Below are 21,203 nucleotides of genomic sequence, written 5' to 3'. Positions count from 1 at the left end.
CGGCTTTTTTATGCCCAAGCTATTGCGCATTTACTTCCAATTCTTCTCGCGCCACATCTGCTGCTGCTCTTTGTCATGGAATGTCCATGCAACAAAGCGGCTTTGCTTGTTGCCCTGTGACATGTCGACCACCTGGCTTTCGCGCGCACCGGCTTTTTTCAGGGCAGTCTGGATCGCCGGCAAGTTGGACGCCTTGGACACCAGCACGCTGAACCACAGCACCTGACGGCCCACTTGTACGCTTTCACGAATCAGCTGGGTCACAAAGCGCTGCTCACCACCTTCGCACCACAATTCAGCCGCTTGACCGCCAAAGTTCAGTACGGGCAGTTTGCGCTTGGGATCAGCCTTGCCCAGTGCGCGCCATTTACGCTCGCTGCCCCGTGTGGCTTCGTCGATAGACGCGTGGAACGGCGGGTTGCACATGCTCAGGTCAAAACGCTCGGTGTTGTCCAGAACGTCCAGCAGGATCTTCTTCGGGTCAGGCTGCAAACGCAGGCTGATGGCTTTGTTCAACCCGTTGGACTGCACGATCGCCTTGGCGGCCTTGACCGCTGTGGGGTCAACTTCGGTGCCCAGGAACTGCCAGCGGTATTCGCTGTGACCAATCAGCGGGTAAACGCAGTTTGCACCCATGCCGATGTCCAGCACGCGCACGCTCGGGCCACGCGGGATGACGCCATCGTTCATGGAAGCCAGCAGGTCGGCCAGGAAGTGCACGTAGTCAGCGCGACCGGGCACAGGCGGGCACAGGTAGTCAGCCGGAATGTCCCAGTGGGCGATACCGTAGAACGCCTTGAGCAGCGCACGGTTGAAGACGCGCACGGCATCCGGGTTGGCGAAGTCGATGCTTTCTTTGCCGTACGGGTTGATGATCACGAACTCTGCCAGCTCAGGGCAGACCGATATCAACTGCGGGAAGTCGTAACGGCCCTGATGGCGGTTGCGCGGGTGCAGGCTCGGCTTGACCCGAGGGGCAGCCGGCGTGTTATCGCTGGCAGCCTTGGGCTTGTGGCGTGTGGCTTTGGAAGTGCGTGGGGTTGTCATGTTCAATTCATTCCACAAAAGCAATCGCGGGCAAGGCCTTGGTTCCTTTCAGAACTAAGGCCTTGCCCGCGATCAGGTGCGCAGCTTTTTTACAGGCTGGAAATCCGCGCGTGCTGTTCGGCCAGTTTGCTCAAGGCCTGTTCGGCTTCGGCCAACTTGGTTCGTTCTTTTTCGATGACTTCGGCCGGAGCTTTGTCAACGAACGCGGCGTTAGAGAGTTTTCCACCTACGCGGGCCACTTCGCCGTTCAGACGCTGGATTTCCTTGTCCAGACGCGCCAACTCTGCATCTTTGTCGATCAGGCCGGCCATGGGCACCAGCACTTCCATCTCGCCTACCAGTGCGGTAGCCGACAGTGGTGCTTCGGCGCCGTCTTGCAGCACGGTGATCGATTCGAGTTTAGCCAGCTTTTTGAGCAGGGCATCGTTCTCGGTCAGGCGGCGTTGATCTTCGCTGCTGACGTTTTTCAGGTAGATCTGCAATGGCTTGCCCGGGCCGATGTTCATTTCGCCACGAATGTTGCGAATACCCAGCATCAGGCCCTTGAGCCATTCGATATCGTCTTCGGCGGCCTGGTCGATGCGCGCCTCGTTCGGTACTGGCCACGGTTGCAGCATGATGGTTTTGCCTTCAACGCCGGCCAGCGGCGCAATGCGCTGCCAGATTTCTTCGGTGATGAATGGCATGAACGGGTGAGCCAGGCGCAATGCCACTTCCAGCACCCGAACCAGCGTGCGGCGGGTGCCACGCTGACGTTCAACCGGGGCGTTCTCGTCCCACAGCACAGGCTTGGACAGTTCCAGGTACCAGTCGCAGTACTGGTTCCAGATAAACTCGTACAGGGCCTGTGCCGCAAGGTCAAAACGGAACTGGTCGAGGTGACGGGTCACTTCGGCTTCAGTGCGTTGCAACTGCGAGATGATCCAGCGGTCTGCCAGCGACAGCTCATAGGCTTCGCCGTTCTGGCCGCAGTCTTCGCCCTTGTCCAGCACGTAGCGTGCGGCATTCCAGATCTTGTTGCAGAAGTTGCGATAGCCTTCAACGCGGCCCATGTCGAACTTGATGTCGCGACCGGTGGACGCCAGCGAGCAGAAGGTGAAACGCAGTGCATCGGTGCCGTAGCTGGCGATACCGTCAGCGAATTCGTCGCGGGTCTGCTTCTCGATTTTCTTCAGCAGTTTTGGCTGCATCAGGCCCGAGGTGCGTTTAGCCACCAGGTCTTCGAGTTCAATGCCGTCGATGATGTCCAGCGGGTCCAGTACGTTGCCTTTGGACTTGGACATTTTCTGGCCCTGACCGTCACGCACCAGACCGTGTACATACACTGTCTTGAACGGAACTTGCGGGGTGCCGTCTTCGTTTTTCACCAAGTGCATGGTGAGCATGATCATCCGGGCAACCCAGAAGAAAATGATGTCGAAGCCCGTCACCAGCACGTCAGTGGAGTGGAAGGTTTTCAGCGCGTCGGTTTTTTCCGGCCAGCCCAGGGTGGAGAAGGTCCACAGACCCGAACTGAACCAGGTGTCGAGTACGTCGTTGTCCTGTTGCAGCGCAACGTCCGGGCCCAGGTTGTTCTTGGCACGCACTTCAGCTTCGTCGCGGCCCACATAGACCTTGCCCGACTCGTCATACCAGGCCGGAATGCGATGGCCCCACCACAGTTGACGGCTGATGCACCAGTCCTGGATGTCGCGCATCCACGAGAAGTACATGTTTTCGTACTGTTTAGGCACGAATGCAATGCGACCGTCTTCAACGGCAGCAATGGCAGGCTCGGCCAGCGGCTTGGTCGATACGTACCACTGGTCGGTCAACCATGGCTCGATAACGGTGCCCGAACGGTCGCCTTTTGGCACTTTCAGGGCGTGATCATCGACGCTGACCAGCAAACCAGCAGCATCCAGATCGGCGACGATTTGCTTGCGCGCTTCGAAGCGATCCAGGCCGGCGTACTTGGCCGGCAGGGTGCCGTCGACGCTGTCGTTCAACGTGCCATCCAGGTTGAACACTTGAGCGGCAGGCAGTACGGCGGCGTTTTTGTCGAAGATGTTGAGCAGCGGCAGGTTGTGGCGCTTGCCGACTTCGTAGTCGTTGAAGTCGTGAGCCGGGGTGATTTTCACACAACCGGTACCGAACTCAGGGTCACAGTAGTCGTCAGCAATGATCGGAATGCGGCGGCCGACCAGCGGCAGCTCGACGAATTTTCCGATCAGGGCTTTATAGCGTTCATCTTCGGGGTTCACGGCGACTGCCGCGTCGCCCAGCATGGTCTCAGGACGGGTTGTAGCCACGACCAGGTAATCCAGGCCATCAGCGGTTTTCGCACCGTCGGCCAGTGGGTAACGCAGGTTCCACAGGAAACCTTTCTCGTCGTGGTTTTCCACTTCAAGATCGGAAATGGCCGTGTGCAACTTGGTGTCCCAGTTGACCAGACGCTTGCCGCGGTAGATCAGGCCGTCTTCGTGCAGGCGCACGAACGCTTCTTTCACGGCTTCGGACAGGCCGTCGTCCATGGTGAAACGCTCGCGGCTCCAGTCTACGGACGAGCCGAGGCGACGAATCTGACGGCTGATATTGCCACCCGACTGATCTTTCCATTCCCAGATTTTGTCGAGGAACTTCTCGCGGCCCAGATCGTGGCGGTTCAGGCCCTGGGCTTCGATTTGGCGCTCAACCAGCATTTGGGTGGCGATGCCCGCGTGGTCGGTGCCCGGCTGCCACAGGGTGTTGCGACCCTGCATGCGGCGGAAACGGATCAGGGCGTCCATGATCGCGTTGTTGAAGCCGTGACCCATGTGCAGGCTGCCGGTGACGTTCGGCGGCGGAATCATGATGGTGTACGGGTCGCCCGCGCCTTGCGGGGCAAAATAATTCTCTTCTTCCCAGGTTTTGTACCAGGAAGTTTCAATGGCGTGCGGCTGGTAGGTCTTATCCATGCGCGGCGGGACCCTATTGGCATTAATTCAGGAAAGCCGGCAAGTATAGCGGGGCGGGACGCGAAGGGCGAGTTGTACGCGGCCGCGAATGATTAGCCGCTACTGCTGGCTGCGTTCGGCGGTGTAGCCGTCGTGAAATCAGGCAATGCAATCCGTCAGATGGGGCGCGTTGTCAGGGTGGCGATCGCTTGGCAATCGGACGCAGCCTTTGGCAGCGGTTACGAGAAATCGCTCAGCTCTGGTGCTGCGCCAGCAGGCGCTCCATGTGCGCTTCAAGGCGGCGTTTTATTTCGGTTTCGATATGCGGCGTGAAGTCGTTGATCACGTCTTGCATGATCGAGTGCGCCGCTGTGCGCAGCTCGTTGTCCAGGTGCACGAGCAGGGCGTCCGGCTGTTTTTGCGCCTTCGGTGCGGGTGCAATACCGACCAGCGGCATCTGGTTCTCGTCGTCGATGGCTTCAGACAGCAGGGGGATCTGGGCCCCTTCGGCGCCCACCATTTCGGTCAGTAGCGGCGGCTGCAGACCATCATCGCCCAGCAATTGGCGAATGGATTCAAGGTCGTCGAGCAGGTGCGCAGCTTTTTGTGAGGAGTTGGAGGTGTCCATCGTGTGCTCAAAGTCGTTGCAGCTTGTGGTCTTGCAGAGGATAGCCCTGTTCGCGGTAGAAGCGGAAACTCTCTCGTGCCGCCAGTCGCACGACAGGGTCTTCGACCACGACTTCGGCCACACGGGCAAAGCGTTTAAAAAATTCAGGGACTTTAAGGTCCAGGTTGATCAATAAATCCTGATGGCTGGCCGGTGCTTCGCCCAGGCCCATGACAATTACGCCATCGGGTTCATCTTCGAAGTGGCTGTGGGGCACAAAGCTCTCGCCCTTGAAGCGCCATAAGCGCTCATCCAGATCCTGGCGTTGCGCGGCGTCGCTACAGTGCAGGTAGACCCGATGCCCGAGGCGCCAGGCTTTTTCGGTGAGCTTGCAGGCAAAATCCAGCCGCGCCGATGTGGCCGCGCTTGGAAGAATATAGAAGTCGATTTTGGTTGTTTCAGTGGTCATTGCGATTCCTGAATCGAGGCTGCGCGGCCATCAAGCCGCGCAGCTTTCGATTGTCAGCGTCAAGCGTTGGCGCGGTCCAGCAGGTACTGGGTCAGCAGAGGCACTGGGCGGCCGCTGGCGCCCTTGTCCTTGCCGCCGCTCACCCATGCGGTGCCAGCGATGTCCAGGTGAGCCCAGTGATAGGCCTTGGCGAAACGCGACAGGAAGCAGCCAGCGGTGATTGCACCGGCTTTCGGGCCGCCAATGTTGGCCATGTCGGCAAACGGGCTGTCCAGTTGCTCCTGGTATTCGTCGAACAACGGCAGTTGCCAGGCGCGGTCGTCGGCTTGTTTGCCGGCTTCGAGCAGTTGGCCGATCAACTCGTCGTTGTTGCCCATCAGGCCGGACGTGTGAGCGCCCAAGGCAACCATGCAGGCGCCGGTCAAGGTAGCAATGTCGATAACGGCTTGCGGCTTGAAGCGTTCGGCGTAGGTCAGGGCGTCGCACAGTACCAGACGGCCTTCGGCGTCGGTATTGAGGATCTCGACGGTTTGACCGCTCATGGTCGTGACGATGTCACCTGGGCGCGCTGCACCGCCGCTTGGCATGTTTTCGGCGCAAGCCAGAATGCACACCAGGTTGATCGGCAACTTCAGCTCAAGCACGGCGCGCAGCGTACCAAACACGCTGGCAGCGCCACCCATGTCGTACTTCATTTCGTCCATGCCGGCGCCCGGCTTGAGGCTGATGCCGCCGGTGTCAAAGGTGATGCCTTTGCCGACCAGTACGTATGGCTTCTCGGATTTTTTGCCGCCCGAGTAGTTCATGACAATCAGGCGAGGCGGCTGGTCGCTGCCCTGGCCCACGGCGTAGAACGCGCCCATGCCCAGTTCCTTGATCTTTTTCTCGTCAAGGATTTCGACTTTCAGGCCTTTGTATTCCTTGCCCAGCTCCTTGGCCTGTTCAGCCAGGAAAGTCGGGTGGCAGATGTTCGGCGGCAAGTTGCCCAGATCGCGGGTGAACGACATGCCGGCAGCAATCGCCTGAGCATGGGTTACAGCCAGTTGCACTTCAGCCTGTGCAGCCTTGATGGTCAGCAGGGTGATTTTTTTCAGCGCGCGCGGTTCGGCTTTCTGGCTCTTGAAACGGTCGAACGTGTATTCGCCATCAACCAGTGTTTCTGCCAGCAGACGGGTTTTGCCGTAGCTGTCGCGACCCTTGACGACCAGTTCGTCCAGCGCCAGAACGGCATCGCTGCCGCCCAGACCTTTCAGTACGTTGAGGGTACTGCTGATAATTTTGCGAAACGGGCGATCACCCAGTTCGGCATCTTTACCGGTACCCACCAGCAGTACGCGCTCGGCTTTAAGGTTGGGCAGGCTGTGCAGCAGCAGGGTTTGACCGGTTTTGCCGGCGATGTCGCCGCGCTTGAGTACGGCGCTGATGGCGCCGCCCGTGAGTTCGTCAATGGCCTTGGCTGTGTTGCCGAGTGTGTGGTCTTCACCGATGGCGACCACTAGAGTGGCCGTTTTCAACGTTTCTGGGCTAACGCTTTTTACAACCAGTTCCATGTCCGGGTCCCTGAATCAAATGGTCAACGTGCGCGCAAACGAAGTGTTTGCTTGCTTATATAGATGAAGCGCTTCACCTGCCGTTCGGGCAAGCGTCAAGGCGGGCAGTTTGAACCTCGTCGGCAGACCCTGACAACCCTCGATTGCCGTGTCATTCACGCTTTGAAGCCTTGGGTGAGCATGCGCAGTGACAGGCGCACTCATTCACAGGATAATGCGCCATCTTTTTTAACGGCTAGGCTCTTCATCTGAGTCTGTGTCCACTCGTTATGCCGTTTGTTTGGCCGCCTTTGCCTGACGACCCCTGGAGTGTCTGGTTTGATCGTCTTCCGTTATCTATCCCGCGAAGTCATGGTTACCTTGAGTGCAGTCAGTGCTGTGCTGCTGGTCATCATCATGAGTGGTCGTTTCATTAAATACTTGGCGCAGGCTGCTTCCGGCGCGCTCGATCCTGGTTCGTTGTTCCTGATCATGGGGTTTCGACTGCCGGGGTTTATGCAACTGATCCTGCCACTGGGTCTGTTTTTGGGTATTTTGCTGGCGTATGGCCGGTTGTACCTGGAAAGCGAGATGACCGTGTTGTCGGCCACCGGCATGAGTCAGCAGCGTTTGCTGGGCATGACCCTGGTGCCTGCGGCTTTTGTTGCGCTGGTGGTGGCATGGCTGAGCCTGAGTCTGGCCCCGCAAGGTGCCAATCAATTTCAGTTGCTGCTGAACAAGCAAGATGCCCTGACCGAGTTCGATACGCTGGAGCCGGGGCGTTTTCAGTCCTTGAGTGACGGCTCGCGGGTGACCTACACCGAAGAGCTGACCAACGACCGTACTAACCTGTCGGGCGTGTTCATCTCTCAGAAAAACCTTGGGCAAGATGCCAAGGATCGTGGCATTTCGGTGTTGGTGGCTGAAAAAGGCCGTCAGGAAGTGCGCCCCGACGGCAGTCGCTGGCTGGTGCTGGACAACGGCTATCGCTATGACGGGCAGCCTGGGCTGGCCGACTATCGCGCCATTCAGTACGACACGTACGGTGTGTTGCTGCCCAAGCCGGACGTCAGTGATGAAGTGACTGACCGCGATGCGATTCCGACGCTTGACCTGATAGGCAATCCTGAGCCGCGTGCCATTGCCGAATTGCAGTGGCGTATTTCCTTGCCATTGCTGGTGTTTGTCGTGACCTTGATTGCGGTGCCTCTGTCGCGGGTTAATCCACGTCAGGGTCGATTCCTCAAATTATTGCCGGCCATCCTGCTGTATATGGGGTATCTGACCATGCTGATTTCGGCCCGTGGTGCCCTTGAGAAGGGCAAGCTGTCCCCGGTGCTGGGTTTGTGGTGGGTGCATATTCTGTTCCTGGCGGTTGGTCTGGGGTTGTTGTATTGGGAACCGTTGCGCTTGAAGTTGGCGAGTCGTCGTAGCGTGAAGGAGATGGCCCGTGGTTAAGCTCGATCGCTACATTGGTAAAAGTGTGTTGTTGGCGATCCTGGCGGTACTGGGGATTATTCTAGGACTGGCCACGCTGTTTGCGTTTATCGACGAAATGGGCAGCGTCAGTGACACCTACACCGTCATGGATGTGCTGAGTTTTGTCTTGCTCACGGCGCCGCGCCGCATGTACGACATGCTGCCGATGGCGGCCCTGATCGGCTGTCTGATCGGCCTGGGCAGCCTGGCGAGCAACAGTGAATTGACCATCATGCGGGCGGCCGGTGTTTCTATCGGGCGTATCGTTTGGGCGGTCATGAAGCCGATGCTGGTGCTGATGGTGGCCGGCCTGTTGATCGGTGAATATGTCGCGCCAGCCACTGAAACCATGGCTCAGGCCAACCGCGCCCTGGCGCAGGGTGGCGGTGATGCGCAAAGCTCCAAGCATGGCTTGTGGCACCGTCAGGGCGATGAGTTCATCCATATCAACGCGGTACAACCCAATGGGGTCTTGCTGGGTGTTACCCGCTACCGCTTTGATAAAGAGCGCCACATGCTGTCGTCCAGCTTCGCCAAAAGAGCGCAGTTCGATCAGGATCACTGGCAGTTGACCGACGTTGCCACCACGGTTTTCCATGATCGCAGCACTGAAGTCGTCAAAGTCCCCGCAGAGCGTTGGGACGTACTGCTGAGCCCGCAGTTGCTCAATACCGTGGTCATGGCGCCTGACGCCCTGTCCATCAGCGGCTTGTGGAGCTATATCCACTACCTCAAGGATCAAGGCCTGAACAACGGTCGTTACTGGCTGGCGTTCTGGGTCAAGGTGTTGCAACCCTTGGTCACGGCTGCGCTGGTGTTGATGGCGATCTCGTTCATTTTCGGTCCGTTACGCTCTGTCACACTGGGGCAGCGAGTATTCACCGGGGTGCTGGTCGGCTTTGCATTCAAGATTGCCCAGGACTTGCTGGGCCCCTCCAGCCTGGTGTTTGGCTTCTCGCCACTGTTTGCGGTGCTGCTACCGGCCGCTATCTGCGCATTGGCGGGGCTGTGGCTGTTGCGCCGAGCGGGTTGATGCGTCGTTATTGAGTCACTCAAAAGCCTCTATCTCACGGTAGGGGCTTTTTTGTCGGTGTACCTTGGCCAGTGAACGTGACGCTTGGCGCGATCATCAGGTACAATTCCCGGCTATTTTTCGGCGGGCAGTCTGCCTGCGACTTTTTTTGAGTGTTGACCCGTGAGTGATTTGAGTCATATCCGCAATTTCTCCATCATCGCCCACATTGACCATGGCAAGTCGACGCTGGCCGATCGTTTCATCCAGATGTGTGGCGGGCTGAGTGCCCGTGAAATGGAAGCCCAGGTGCTGGATTCCATGGACCTCGAGCGTGAGCGCGGGATCACCATCAAAGCGCACAGCGTCACCTTGTATTACACGGCCAAAGACGGCATTACCTACCAACTGAACTTTATTGACACCCCGGGCCATGTTGACTTCACCTATGAAGTCAGCCGGTCTCTGGCGGCGTGTGAAGGTGCGTTGCTGGTGGTGGATGCGGGGCAGGGCGTTGAAGCTCAGTCCGTAGCCAACTGTTACACCGCTATCGAGCAAGGCCTTGAGGTCATGCCGGTACTGAACAAGATCGACCTGCCGCAGGCCGATCCTGATCGTGTAAAAGACGAAATCGAAAAAATCATCGGTATCGATGCCACGGATGCGGTGACGTGCAGTGCCAAAACTGGCCTTGGCGTCGACGAAGTGCTCGAACGTCTGGTGCACACCATTCCAGCCCCGACCGGTAATTACGAAGATCCGCTGCAAGCGTTGATCATCGACTCCTGGTTCGACAACTACCTGGGCGTTGTGTCTCTGGTTCGCGTGCGCCACGGCCGCGTGAAAAAGGGCGACAAGATTCTGGTCAAGTCCACCGGCAAGATGCACCTGGTGGACAGCGTGGGTGTATTCAACCCCAAGCACACAGCGACCGTTGACCTCAAAGCCGGTGAAGTGGGCTTCATCATCGCGGGCATCAAGGACATTCACGGCGCGCCAGTGGGCGACACCCTGACCTTGAGCAGCACCCCTGATGTTGACGTTCTGCCTGGCTTTAAGCGCATTCAGCCTCAGGTCTATGCCGGTCTGTTCCCGGTCAGCTCCGACGACTTTGAAGACTTCCGTGAAGCGCTGCAAAAGCTCACGCTGAACGATTCGTCGCTGCAGTACACCCCGGAAAGCTCCGACGCACTGGGCTTCGGCTTCCGTTGCGGGTTCCTCGGCATGCTGCACATGGAGATCATCCAGGAGCGCCTTGAGCGCGAGTACGACCTGGACCTGATCACTACCGCGCCGACCGTTATTTTTGAGCTGCTGCTCAAGTCCGGCGAAACGATTTACGTGGATAACCCATCCAAGCTTCCGGATGTGTCGTCCATCGAAGATATTCGCGAACCGATCGTGCGCGCCAATATTCTTGTGCCTCAAGAGCACCTGGGTAACGTCATTACCCTGTGCATTGAGAAGCGTGGCGTTCAGCACGACATGCTGTTCCTCGGCTCGCAGGTGCAAGTGACTTACGATTTGCCGATGAACGAAGTGGTTCTGGACTTCTTTGACCGTCTCAAATCCACCAGTCGCGGCTATGCTTCGCTGGATTACCACTTCGACCGTTATCAGTCGGCGAATCTGGTCAAGCTCGATGTATTGATCAACGGCGAGAAGGTTGATGCCCTTGCACTGATCGTTCACCGCGACAACGCTCACTACAAAGGGCGCGCGCTGACCGAGAAAATGAAAGAGCTGATTCCGCGTCAGATGTTCGATGTAGCAATTCAGGCTGCAATTGGTGGCCAAATCATTGCGCGCTCGTCGGTTAAAGCGCTCAGAAAAAACGTACTGGCCAAATGCTACGGTGGTGACGTTAGCCGTAAGCGCAAGCTGTTGGAAAAGCAGAAAGCCGGTAAAAAACGCATGAAGCAAGTGGGTAACGTGGAGATTCCACAAGAAGCCTTCCTTGCAGTGCTCAGGTTGGATAGCTAGGTCCTATGTCACTAAATTTCCCGCTGTTGCTGGTCATTGCTGTTGCCGTCTGTGGTTTGCTGGCGCTGCTCGATCTGGTCTTTCTGGCACCTCGCCGGCGCAAGGCCATCGCCCAGTATCAAGCCAGCGTCAAGCCGGCTGATGCTCAGGTTATCGAGAAGCTCAACAAGGAACCGCTGCTGGTTGAATACGGCAAGTCGTTCTTCCCGGTGTTGTTCATCGTGCTGGTGCTACGTTCGTTTCTGGTTGAGCCGTTCCAGATTCCGTCCGGCTCGATGAAACCGACCCTGGATGTGGGCGACTTCATCTTGGTGAACAAGTTTTCTTACGGTATCCGCTTGCCGGTCATCGACAAGAAAATCATCGAGGTGGGTGATCCGCAACGCGGCGATGTGATGGTGTTCCGCTACCCAAGCGATCCGACCGTCAACTACATCAAGCGTGTAGTCGGCCTGCCGGGTGACAAGATTCGTTACACAAGTGACAAAAAGCTGTACATCAACGACCAACTGGTTGCCGAGCAACTGGTGGGTACTGAGCCTGGAACATTGGGCAGTGCAGAGCTGTACAAAGAAAAGCTGGGCGAAGTCGAGCACATGATCCGCAAGGAAATGAGCCGCTATCGTGCGCCACCCGGCAAGGAGTGGACGGTTCCGGCCGGGCACTACTTCATGATGGGTGACAACCGCGACAATTCGAACGACAGCCGTTACTGGGACGATCCCAACATTCCCAAGAACGAGTTGGGCATGGTTCCTGACGAAAATATCGTCGGCAAGGCCTTCGCTGTTTGGATGAGCTGGCCAGAACCTAAAATGAGCAACCTGCCGAGCTTGTCGCGGGTTGGTCTGATCAAGTAGCCAAGACGGCGCTGTTAATAACAGCGCCGACTGCTTTTCAGGCGAACGAACAGGTTCGCAGATCAGTCGTCTCAAGATTGCTTTGCCGCTTCAGGTGAGCGATCAACTGTATTCAGGATGTGGATTTGAACAAAGCGTTAAGTGTGACGGCGGCGAACTGCCGGTTCCCGGTCCATTTGCTATGCGATAAGAGAGCATCACTGATCCCTTATATCGGTCCGGTGGTGACATTCGGCCACGAACTCAGCGTGGGTAAATCGTGAGTTTTCCATTAAGTCGTTTAGAGCGTCAGCTCGGTTACACCTTCAAAGACCAGGAACTGATGGTTCTGGCCCTGACACACCGCAGTTTTGCGGGGCGCAATAACGAGCGTCTCGAATTTCTGGGTGATGCCATCCTCAATTTTGTTGCCGGCGAAGCCTTGTTTGACCGCTTCCCGTTGGCCCGTGAAGGCCAGCTGTCGCGTCTGCGTGCCCGTCTGGTTAAAGGCGAAACCCTGGCTGTACTGGCCCGTGGTTTCGAGTTGGGCGAGTATCTGCGCCTGGGCTCGGGCGAGCTCAAGAGCGGTGGTTTTCGTCGTGAATCGATTCTGGCCGACGCCCTTGAAGCGTTGATCGGCGCCATTTATCTGGACGCCGGCATGGAAGCTGCCCGTGATCGGGTATTGGCGTGGCTGGCCAGCGAATTCGAGACCTTGACTCTGGTCGATACCAACAAAGATCCAAAGACCCGCCTGCAAGAATTCTTGCAGTCGCGTGCCTGTGAGCTGCCACGTTACGAAGTGGTAGATATCCAGGGCGAACCGCATTGCCGCATCTTCTTCGTTGAATGCGAAATTGCCCTATTGAATGAAAAAAGCCGAGGTCAGGGTGTGAGTCGTCGTATTGCCGAACAGGTAGCGGCCGCCGCAGCATTGATTGCCCTTGGCGTGGAGAATGGCCATGAATGATACAACTGCAACACGCTGTGGCTATGTCGCCATTGTTGGTCGACCAAACGTGGGTAAATCCACACTGCTGAACCACATCCTCGGTCAAAAGCTGGCGATTACTTCGCGCAAGCCTCAGACCACCCGCCACAACATGCTGGGCATCAAGACCGAAGGCAACGTGCAAGCGGTGTATGTAGATACCCCTGGTATGCACAAAGGCGGCGAAAAGGCCCTGAACCGCTACATGAACAAAACCGCCTCGGCCGCGTTGAAAGACGTGGACGTGGTGATCTTCGTTGTTGACCGCACCAAGTGGACCGACGAAGACCAGATGGTGCTGGAGCGCGTTCAATACGTGACCGGGCCGTTGATCGTTGCGCTGAACAAGACCGACCGTATTGAAGACAAGGCCGAGCTGATGCCGCACCTGAGCTGGCTTCAGGAGCAACTGCCGAACGCCCAGATCATCCCGATTTCTGCTCAGCACGGTCACAACCTTGACGCGCTTGAGCGCGTGATCGCTGAACACTTGCCGGAAAACGAACACTTTTTCCCGGAAGATCAGATCACCGACCGCAGCAGCCGCTTTCTGGCCGCTGAGCTGGTGCGCGAAAAAATCATGCGCCAAATGGGTGCCGAACTGCCGTACCAGATCACGGTCGAGATCGAAGAATTCAAGCAGCAAGGTAAAACCTTGCACATTCACGCGCTGATTCTGGTTGAGCGTGATGGTCAGAAGAAAATCATCATTGGCGACAAGGGCGAGCGTATCAAGCGTATCGGTACCGAAGCGCGCAAGGATATGGAGCTGCTGTTCGACTCCAAGATCATGCTTAACCTGTGGGTGAAAGTGAAAGGCGGCTGGTCCGACGATGAGCGCGCCCTGCGTTCACTGGGTTACGGCGACCTGTAATCCGTTGCCCTCACCCCAACCCTCTCCCGGAGGGAGAGGGGCTGAATGTCGGTGTTTTCGAACCTGCATGCGGTCAGTGCCCTCTTCCTCCGGGAGAGGGCTAGGGTGAGGGAAGCTTTAGTGTCCAGAGATACCTGACACCCATGTCCAGCAATCCCCCAGTCGCACAACTCGCCTACGTTCTGCACAGTCGCCCTTACCGCGAAACCAGCGCTCTGGTGGACTTCATTACGCCACAAGGTCGGTTGCGCGCGGTCTTGCGCAGCGCGCGAGGCAAAGCAGGCACATTGGCCCGGCCCTTTGTTCCGCTCGAAATCGAGTTTCGCGGCCGTGGTGAGCTTAAAAACGTGGGCCGCATGGAAAGCGCCGGTCTCTCTACCTGGCTCAATGGCGAGGCGCTGTTCAGCGGCTTGTACCTTAACGAGCTATTGATTCGCCTGTTACCCGCCGAAGATCCCCACCCCGGTTTATTCAACCACTACGCCGCTACTTTGTTGGCACTGGCCGAAGGTCGGGCGCTGGAACCGTTGTTGCGTGCTTTTGAATGGCGGCTGCTGGACGACATCGGTTACGGCTTCTCTTTGACTCAGGACATTCATGGCGAGCCGGTGGCCATTGATGGCATGTACCGTTTGCAAGTGGATGCCGGGCTTGAGCGTATTTACCTGATCCAGCCAGGGCTTTTTCATGGCGCCGAACTGCATGCAATGGCCCAAACCGACTGGGCCGTCCCAGGCGCGTTGTCGGCGGCCAAGCGCTTGATGCGTCAGGCCCTGGCCGTTCATCTGGCAGGTAAGCCGTTGGCCAGTCGTGAGTTGTTTCGCAAGCCCTGAATAGATCGGTATGCTGTGCGCCGAATCTTCAGCTCTTCAGGAGAGCCTCCGTGACCACAAGCAATCGCATTCTTCTCGGCGTCAATATCGATCACGTTGCCACACTGCGTCAGGCACGCGGCACGCGTTACCCTGACCCGGTCAAGGCCGCGCTGGATGCCGAAGAGGCGGGCGCTGATGGCATCACTGTGCATCTGCGTGAAGATCGTCGTCATATCCAGGAGCGCGACGTGTTGCTGCTCAAGGATGTGCTGCAAACCCGCATGAACTTCGAGATGGGCGTGACTGAAGAAATGATGGCGTTCGCCGAGCATATTCGCCCTGCGCACATCTGTTTGGTGCCCGAAACCCGTCAGGAACTCACCACCGAAGGCGGTCTGGATGTGGCGGGTCAAGAGGCGCGCATCAAGGCGGCCGTCGAGCGTTTGGCGAAAATAGGCTGTGAAGTGTCGCTGTTCATTGATGCTGACGAGCGCCAGATCGAAGCATCCAAGCGCGTAAGTGCTCCGGCGATTGAGCTGCACACCGGGCGTTATGCCGATGCGCAAACGCCGACTGAAGTTGCTGAAGAATTACAGCGCGTCGCAGAAGGCGTGGCTTGTGGTCTGGCCCAGGGGTTGATTGTGAATGCCGGTCACGGCCTGCATTACCACAACGTCGAAGCGGTAGCGGCCATCAAGGGCATCAACGAGTTGAACATCGGCCATGCCTTGGTGGCGCACGCCTTGTTTGTGGGCTTCAAATCGGCAGTGGCCGAAATGAAAGCGCTTATCGTGGCGGCTGCGAAGGTTTAAACCAGACTTTGAAAATAGCCCAACTCCGGTAGCAGCTGCCGAAGGCTGCGTCCGTGGGCGTAGCCCACGTAAAATCTGCGAGTGCGATCTGTCAGGCTTTCCCAAAACTCTGATTTACGATCGCTACGCAATCGGACGCAGCCTGCGGCAGCTGCTACGGGATTTGTGTTGAATCTACAACGCAGGCTCTTCTTTAGGCTTGGTCTTGTCGATACCGGGGATGTGCAGCTTGCCGTCGGTGACTTCGTCGCCTTCGAGCTGCGGCTGTGTGGCCCACGTCAGAATGTCGTAGTAACGACGGATGTTGGCCACGAAGTGCACCGGTTCCCCGCCGCGGGCGTAGCCATAGCGGGTTTTGCTGTACCACTGCTTCTGCGCAAGGCGAGGCAGCATTTTTTTCACATCCAGCCACTTGTTCGGGTTCAGGCCTTCTTTTTTGGCCAGCTTGCGCGCGTCGTCAAGATGCCCGCCGCCCACGTTATAAGCCGCTAGGGCAAACCAGGTGCGATCGGGCTCCTGGATGTCGTCGTCGAGCTCGTTTTTGATCTGGGCGATGTATTTGGCCCCGCCCATAATGCTTTGTTTGGCGTCCAGCCGATTAGAAACGCCCATGGCTTGGGCGGTGTTCTGGGTCAGCATCATCAGGCCGCGAACGCCCGTTTTGGAGGTGACCGCGGGTTGCCACAAGGACTCTTGGTACCCCATGGCTGCCAACAACCGCCAGTCAATCTGTTCCTTTTTGGCCGCTTCCTTGAAGAATTTTTCGTATTTGGGCAGACGCTCTTGCAGGTGCTGGGCGAAGGTGTACGCGCCCACGTAGCCCAGCACGTCTACGTGCCCGTAGTAGCGATCCTTCAAGCGTTGCAGGGTGCCGTTTTTCTGAACCTTGTCGAGGTAGGTATTGATCTCGTTAAGCAGGCTGTTGTCTTCACCGGCCTTCACCGCCCAGCGCTGGCTGCGTGCATCACCCAGGTCGAACGCCACACGTACATTGGGGAAGTACACCTGATTCATCGCCACTTCGTTGGAGTCGACCAGCGTCAGGTCAATCTGGCCTTCATCGACCATGCGCAGCAAGTCGACGACTTCAACGGCGTCAGACTCTTCATAGTCGATACCCGGATACTGCTTTTTGAGCTCGGCGAGCTGCTCTGCGTGAGAGCTACCTTTGAGGACGGTGATGCGTTTGCCCACCAGGTCTGCCGCAGAGGTGGGGCGCGATTGGCCGTTGCGATAGATGATTTGCGGAGTGACTTCGAGGTAAGGGTGAGAAAACTTCGCTTGCTGCAGTCGTTTCTCGCTGCTGACCAGTCCGGCAGCAGCCAGAGCCGGGCCGTCAGGTTGGCTCAGCTTGGTAAACATGTCGTCCAGGTTGTCAGCAGTTTCGATCTTGAGTTCGACCCCCAGATCGTCGGCAAAGCGCTTTACCAGCTCATATTCAAAGCCGGTTTCGCCGTTGCGGTCCTCAAAGTAAGTGGCCGGGCTGTTACGGGTAATGACCCGCAGTACACCGTCCTCCTTTATGCGCTCAAGGGTGCTGGGTTTTTCAACGCAGGCACCGAGCATCAGGAAGAGTCCGGTTGCGATAAGCCATTTGGCGCAGCGCGGGCGGAATTCGGTTATAGAAAACATTCGCGCAGTATACGCAAAGCAGCGCGGGTGCCATATCTCGACAATGTGTGGTCATTCTGATAACAGCAGGGAAAACAGCCTTAACCCCCGTGGAATGGGGGGTAAGGCAGGGTTTAAAGAGCTGATTGCTCCATGTCTGATGCCTCTGATAGCCATAAAGAATAAGGCCTTTGTCGGTTAGTGACGCCAGGTGTGTGAGAGGTGTGCCGTTTCGGGTGCCGTCAGCGATGGTTTACGCTAGAATGCCGGGCCTCAAAGCATACCCCTCCCGAGGCTGTCCCGAAGATGTTGATCCTGCGCGGCGCTCCTGCCCTTTCTGCCTTTCGCCACAGCAAACTGCTTGCACAACTGAACCTCAAGGTTCCGGCTGTCACTGGTTTGTATGCTGAATTCGCCCACTTTGCCGATGTCACCGGTGAATTGACCAGCGATGAACAACAGGTCCTGGCTCGTCTTTTGAAATACGGCCCGAGCGTGCCGGTTCAAGAGCCAAGCGGACGACTGTTTCTGGTGTTACCGCGGTTTGGCACTATTTCCCCTTGGTCGAGTAAGGCCAGCGACATTGCCCGTAACTGTGGCCTGGCTAAAATCCAGCGCCTGGAACGCGGTATTGCTTTCTATGTGGCGGGTCAATTCAGCGATGCTGAAGCCGAGCTGATTGCTGGCGCATTGCATGACCGCATGACGCAAATCGTGTTGGGCAACCTTGAGCAGGCTGCCGGCCTGTTCAGCCATGCCGAACCGAAGCCACTGACGGCGATTGATGTGTTGGGTGGCGGGCGCGCAGCGCTGGAAAAAGCCAACGTCGAGCTGGGCCTGGCTTTGGCAGAAGACGAAATCGACTATCTGGTCAATGCTTTCAACGGTTTGGGTCGTAACCCTCACGACATCGAACTGATGATGTTTGCTCAGGCCAACTCCGAGCATTGCCGCCACAAGATCTTCAACGCCAGCTGGGACATCGACGGTCAAAGCCAGGAAAAAAGCCTGTTTGGCATGATCAAGAACACCTACGTGATGCACAGCGAAGGCGTTCTGTCAGCTTATAAAGACAACGCCTCGGTGATTGTCGGCAGCGTAGCGGGGCGCTTCTTCCCCAACTCTGAAACCCGCCAGTACGGTGCGGTACAAGAACCCGTGCATATCCTGATGAAAGTCGAGACGCACAACCACCCGACCGCCATTGCTCCGTTTCCGGGTGCTGCGACGGGTTCGGGGGGCGAGATTCGTGACGAAGGTGCAACCGGTCGTGGTGCCAAGCCAAAAGCAGGCCTGACCGGCTTCACCGTGTCCAACCTGCAAATTCCGGGTTTCGAACAGCCGTGGGAAGTGCCTTACGGCAAGCCTGAGCGCATCGTTACCGCGCTGGATATCATGATCGAAGGCCCTCTGGGCGGCGCCGCATTCAACAACGAATTCGGTCGTCCTGCTCTGACTGGCTACTTCCGTACGTTTGAGCAATCCATCACCACGCCGCACGGTGATGAAGTGCGCGGTTACCACAAGCCGATCATGTTGGCGGGCGGCATGGGCAACATCCGCGCCGAACACGTTCAGAAAGCCGAAATCACTGTGGGCTCCAAGCTCATCGTGCTGGGCGGCCCGGCCATGCTGATCGGTCTGGGCGGCGGTGCCGCTTCTTCCATGGCCACTGGCGCAAGCTCGGCTGACCTGGATTTCGCTTCGGTACAGCGTGAAAACCCGGAAATGGAACGCCGCTGTCAGGAAGTCATCGACCGCTGCTGGCAGTTGGGTGACAAAAACCCGATCAGCTTTATCCACGACGTGGGCGCGGGTGGCCTGTCCAACGCCTTCCCGGAGCTGGTCAATGACGGCGACCGTGGTGGCCGTTTCGAGCTGCGCAACATTCCAAACGACGAGCCGGGCATGGCCCCGCACGAAATCTGGAGCAACGAATCCCAGGAACGTTACGTTCTGGCCGTGGGCGTTGAAGATTTTGCCCGCTTCCAGGCCATCTGTGAGCGCGAGCGCTGCCCGTATGCAGTAGTCGGTGAAGCCACTGCTGAGCCGCAACTGACCGTGACCGACAGCCATTTCGGTAACAACCCGGTCGACATGCCGCTGGAAGTATTGCTGGGCAAGGCGCCACGCATGCACCGTTCGGCTGTTCGCGAGCAAGAGCTGGGCGACGACTTCGACCCGGCTGAGCTGAACATCGCTGAGTGTGTCGAGCGCGTTCTGCACCACCCGGCGGTGGCCAGCAAAAGCTTCTTGATCACCATTGGCGACCGCACCATCACGGGTCTCGTGGCTCGTGACCAAATGGTTGGCCCGTGGCAGGTGCCCGTGGCTGACGTTGCCGTGACGGCGACCAGCTTTGACGTGTACACCGGTGAAGCCATGGCGATGGGCGAGCGTACGCCGCTTGCGCTGCTGGATGCTCCGGCATCGGGCCGTATGGCCATCGGCGAAACCCTGACCAACATCGCTGCTTCGCGCATTGGCAAAATTTCTGACATCAAAATGTCTGCCAACTGGATGTCCGCCGCCGGCCACCCGGGTGAAGACGCGCGTTTGTTCGATACCGTCAAAGCCGTTGGCATGGAATTGTGCCCGGAGCTGGGCATCACCATTCCAGTGGGCAAAGACTCGATGTCGATGCAGACCCGCTGGAACGAAGACGGCACTGAAAAGAGCGTCACCTCGCCGATGTCGCTGATCGTCACCGGCTTCTCGCCTGTGCTCGATATTCGCCAGACCTTGACCCCGGAACTGCGTATGGATAAAGGTCAAACCGACCTGATCCTGATCGACCTGGGTCGTGGCCAAAACCGCATGGGTGCCTCGATTCTGGCCCAGACGTATGGCAAGTTGGGCAAAGTGGCCCCGGACGTTGATGACGCAGAAGACCTCAAGGCCTTCTTCGCCGTGATTCAGGGGTTGAATGCTGACGGTCATCTGCTGGCTTATCACGACCGCTCCGACGGTGGTTTGCTGACCAGCGTGATGGAAATGGCGTTTGCCGGTCACTGCGGTCTGAACCTGAACCTGGATTGCCTGACTGAGAGCGTCAGTGAAATCCCGGCCATCCTGTTCAACGAAGAACTGGGTGCCGTGATTCAAGTGCGTCATGACGAAACCCCGGACGTGTTGACCCAGTTCAGCGTTGCCGGTTTGGGTGAGTGCGTGGCCGTGATTGGCCAGCCGTTGAACAACAGCGAAATCAACATCAGCTTGAACGGCGAGACCGTCTTCGAAGGTCAGCGCGGCGCCTTGCAGCGTCAATGGGCCGAGACCAGCTACCAGATCCAGCGCCTGCGTGATAACGCCGAATGTGCAGATCAAGAGTTCGACGTGCTGCTGGAAGAAGACAATCCGGGTCTGACCGTCAAGTTGGGCTTTGACGTCAATGACAACATCAGCGCGCCATACATCAAGAAAGGCATTCGCCCTCAAGTGGCTGTGCTGCGTGAGCAGGGTGTGAACGGGCAAGTTGAAATGGCGGCGGCATTCGACCGTGCCGGTTTCAATGCCATCGACGTGCACATGAGCGACATTCTGGCGGGCCGTGTTGACCTGAACGAGTTCAAGGGGCTGGTTGCCTGTGGCGGCTTCTCCTACGGCGACGTTCTGGGTGCCGGTGAAGGCTGGGCCAAGTCAGCCTTGTTCAACACCCGGGCACGCGATGCGTTCCAGGGCTTCTTTGAACGCTCCGACAGTTTCTCTCTGGGTGTGTGCAACGGTTGCCAGATGATGTCCAACCTGAGCGAGTTGATCCCGGGCAGCGAGCTGTGGCCACACTTTGTGCGCAACCGCTCCGAGCAGTTCGAAGCCCGTGTAGCGATGGTTCAAGTGCAAGAGTCGAACTCGATCTTCCTGCAGGGCATGGCCGGTTCACGCATGCCAATCGCCATTGCTCACGGTGAAGGTCATGCCGAGTTCGCCAGCGAAGAGGCCATGCTGCAAGCGGATCTGTCCGGTTCAGTGGCACTGCGTTTCGTCGATAACCACGGCAAAGTGACTGAAAACTACCCGGCTAACCCGAATGGCTCGCCGCGCGGTATTACCGGTCTCACCAGCCGTGACGGCCGTGTGACCATCATGATGCCGCACCCGGAGCGTGTGTTCCGCGCCGTGCAGAACTCGTGGCGCCCTGAAGACTGGAACGAAGATGCACCGTGGTTGCGCATGTTCCGTAACGCGCGTGCTTGGGTAAATTAAAAGCTGGATGGATTATC

At 57.7% G+C, this 21,203-nt stretch carries 15 protein-coding genes; 9 read left to right on the top strand and 6 right to left on the bottom strand.

Annotated elements, in window-relative coordinates:
• Positions 1-30: 30 nt before the first annotated feature.
• From rlmF to EQV93_RS14225, 5 genes are all read right to left on the bottom strand, one after another.
• Positions 31-1,047, bottom strand: coding sequence for a 23S rRNA (adenine(1618)-N(6))-methyltransferase RlmF (gene rlmF / locus EQV93_RS14245; protein ID WP_122782506.1), 1,017 nt, complete (start codon positions 1,045-1,047; stop codon positions 31-33).
• 89 nt (positions 1,048-1,136) lie between these two features.
• A complete protein-coding gene (locus EQV93_RS14240; protein WP_122782505.1) occupies positions 1,137-3,983 on the bottom strand; it encodes a valine--tRNA ligase in 2,847 nt (948 codons plus the stop codon).
• A gap of 232 nt (positions 3,984-4,215) precedes the next feature.
• Positions 4,216-4,590, bottom strand: coding sequence for a DNA polymerase III subunit chi (locus tag EQV93_RS14235; RefSeq protein ID WP_122782504.1), 375 nt, complete (start codon positions 4,588-4,590; stop codon positions 4,216-4,218).
• 7 nt (positions 4,591-4,597) lie between these two features.
• Positions 4,598-5,038, bottom strand: coding sequence for a DNA polymerase III subunit chi (locus EQV93_RS14230; protein WP_240891778.1), 441 nt, complete (start codon positions 5,036-5,038; stop codon positions 4,598-4,600).
• 59 nt (positions 5,039-5,097) lie between these two features.
• The gene (locus tag EQV93_RS14225) at positions 5,098-6,588 is read right to left on the bottom strand and encodes a leucyl aminopeptidase (RefSeq protein ID WP_122782502.1); all 1,491 of its coding nucleotides are present in this window, start codon (positions 6,586-6,588) and stop codon (positions 5,098-5,100) included.
• A 318-nt stretch (positions 6,589-6,906) separates the two neighbouring features.
• Between EQV93_RS14225 and lptF the strand changes: the two genes are divergently transcribed.
• The 8 genes from lptF to pdxJ all read left to right on the top strand — a co-directional run bounded on the left by lptF (position 6,907) and on the right by pdxJ (position 15,372).
• Positions 6,907-8,025 carry an LPS export ABC transporter permease LptF gene (gene lptF / locus EQV93_RS14220; protein WP_122782501.1) on the top strand — a complete coding sequence of 373 codons (1,119 nt, stop codon included), beginning with the start codon at positions 6,907-6,909 and terminating at the stop codon, positions 8,023-8,025.
• Positions 8,018-9,079, top strand: coding sequence for an LPS export ABC transporter permease LptG (gene lptG / locus EQV93_RS14215; RefSeq protein ID WP_122782500.1), 1,062 nt, complete (start codon positions 8,018-8,020; stop codon positions 9,077-9,079). The genes lptF and lptG overlap by 8 nt, the downstream gene beginning before the upstream one ends.
• Before the next feature lie 162 nt (positions 9,080-9,241).
• A complete protein-coding gene (gene lepA / locus EQV93_RS14210) occupies positions 9,242-11,041 on the top strand; it encodes a translation elongation factor 4 (protein WP_122782499.1) in 1,800 nt (599 codons plus the stop codon).
• 5 nt (positions 11,042-11,046) lie between these two features.
• Positions 11,047-11,901, top strand: coding sequence for a signal peptidase I (gene lepB, locus EQV93_RS14205; protein ID WP_122782498.1), 855 nt, complete (start codon positions 11,047-11,049; stop codon positions 11,899-11,901).
• A gap of 259 nt (positions 11,902-12,160) precedes the next feature.
• A complete protein-coding gene (gene rnc / locus EQV93_RS14200) occupies positions 12,161-12,850 on the top strand; it encodes a ribonuclease III (protein WP_122782497.1) in 690 nt (229 codons plus the stop codon).
• Positions 12,843-13,745 (top strand): GTPase Era, encoded by a 903-nt coding sequence (gene era, locus EQV93_RS14195; RefSeq protein WP_122782496.1) that lies wholly within the window; start codon positions 12,843-12,845, stop codon positions 13,743-13,745. The genes rnc and era overlap by 8 nt, the downstream gene beginning before the upstream one ends.
• 143 nt (positions 13,746-13,888) lie before the next feature.
• On the top strand, positions 13,889-14,578 hold the full coding sequence (recO, locus tag EQV93_RS14190) for a DNA repair protein RecO (protein WP_122782495.1): 690 nt from the start codon (positions 13,889-13,891) through the stop codon (positions 14,576-14,578).
• 50 nt (positions 14,579-14,628) lie between these two features.
• A complete protein-coding gene (pdxJ, locus tag EQV93_RS14185; RefSeq protein ID WP_240891777.1) occupies positions 14,629-15,372 on the top strand; it encodes a pyridoxine 5'-phosphate synthase in 744 nt (247 codons plus the stop codon).
• 174 nt (positions 15,373-15,546) lie between these two features.
• Here the strand turns inward: pdxJ and mltF are convergent, their stop codons facing one another.
• Positions 15,547-17,004: a membrane-bound lytic murein transglycosylase MltF gene (mltF, locus tag EQV93_RS14180; protein ID WP_240891776.1), complete on the bottom strand. Its 1,458-nt coding sequence runs from the start codon at positions 17,002-17,004 to the stop codon at positions 15,547-15,549.
• Positions 17,005-17,289: 285 nt separating this feature from the next.
• Here mltF and purL point away from each other — a divergent pair, with 285 nt between their 5' ends.
• Positions 17,290-21,186, top strand: coding sequence for a phosphoribosylformylglycinamidine synthase (purL, locus tag EQV93_RS14175; RefSeq protein WP_122782492.1), 3,897 nt, complete (start codon positions 17,290-17,292; stop codon positions 21,184-21,186).
• Positions 21,187-21,203: the final 17 nt, after the last annotated feature.

Source organism: Pseudomonas sp. TMW22091, from assembly GCF_022496705.1.
Lineage (GTDB): Bacteria > Pseudomonadota > Gammaproteobacteria > Pseudomonadales > Pseudomonadaceae > Aquipseudomonas > Aquipseudomonas saxonica.
Note: the sequence above shows the minus strand (reverse complement) of the source record. Positions and strands in the feature narration are given on the sequence as shown.

Bases quoted from the DNA above. Each gene is read 5' to 3' on its own strand.
- rlmF (WP_122782506.1), bottom strand. From the start codon at position 1,047: ATGACAACCCCACGCACTTCCAAAGCCACACGCCACAAGCCCAAGGCT.
- EQV93_RS14240 (WP_122782505.1), bottom strand. From the start codon at position 3,983: ATGGATAAGACCTACCAGCCGCACGCCATTGAAACTTCCTGGTACAAA.
- EQV93_RS14235 (WP_122782504.1), bottom strand. From the start codon at position 4,590: ATGGACACCTCCAACTCCTCACAAAAAGCTGCGCACCTGCTCGACGAC.
- EQV93_RS14230 (WP_240891778.1), bottom strand. From the start codon at position 5,038: ATGACCACTGAAACAACCAAAATCGACTTCTATATTCTTCCAAGCGCG.
- EQV93_RS14225 (WP_122782502.1), bottom strand. From the start codon at position 6,588: ATGGAACTGGTTGTAAAAAGCGTTAGCCCAGAAACGTTGAAAACGGCC.
- lepB (WP_122782498.1), top strand. From the start codon at position 11,047: ATGTCACTAAATTTCCCGCTGTTGCTGGTCATTGCTGTTGCCGTCTGT.
- era (WP_122782496.1), top strand. From the start codon at position 12,843: ATGAATGATACAACTGCAACACGCTGTGGCTATGTCGCCATTGTTGGT.
- recO (WP_122782495.1), top strand. From the start codon at position 13,889: ATGTCCAGCAATCCCCCAGTCGCACAACTCGCCTACGTTCTGCACAGT.
- mltF (WP_240891776.1), bottom strand. From the start codon at position 17,004: ATGTTTTCTATAACCGAATTCCGCCCGCGCTGCGCCAAATGGCTTATC.
- purL (WP_122782492.1), top strand. From the start codon at position 17,290: ATGTTGATCCTGCGCGGCGCTCCTGCCCTTTCTGCCTTTCGCCACAGC.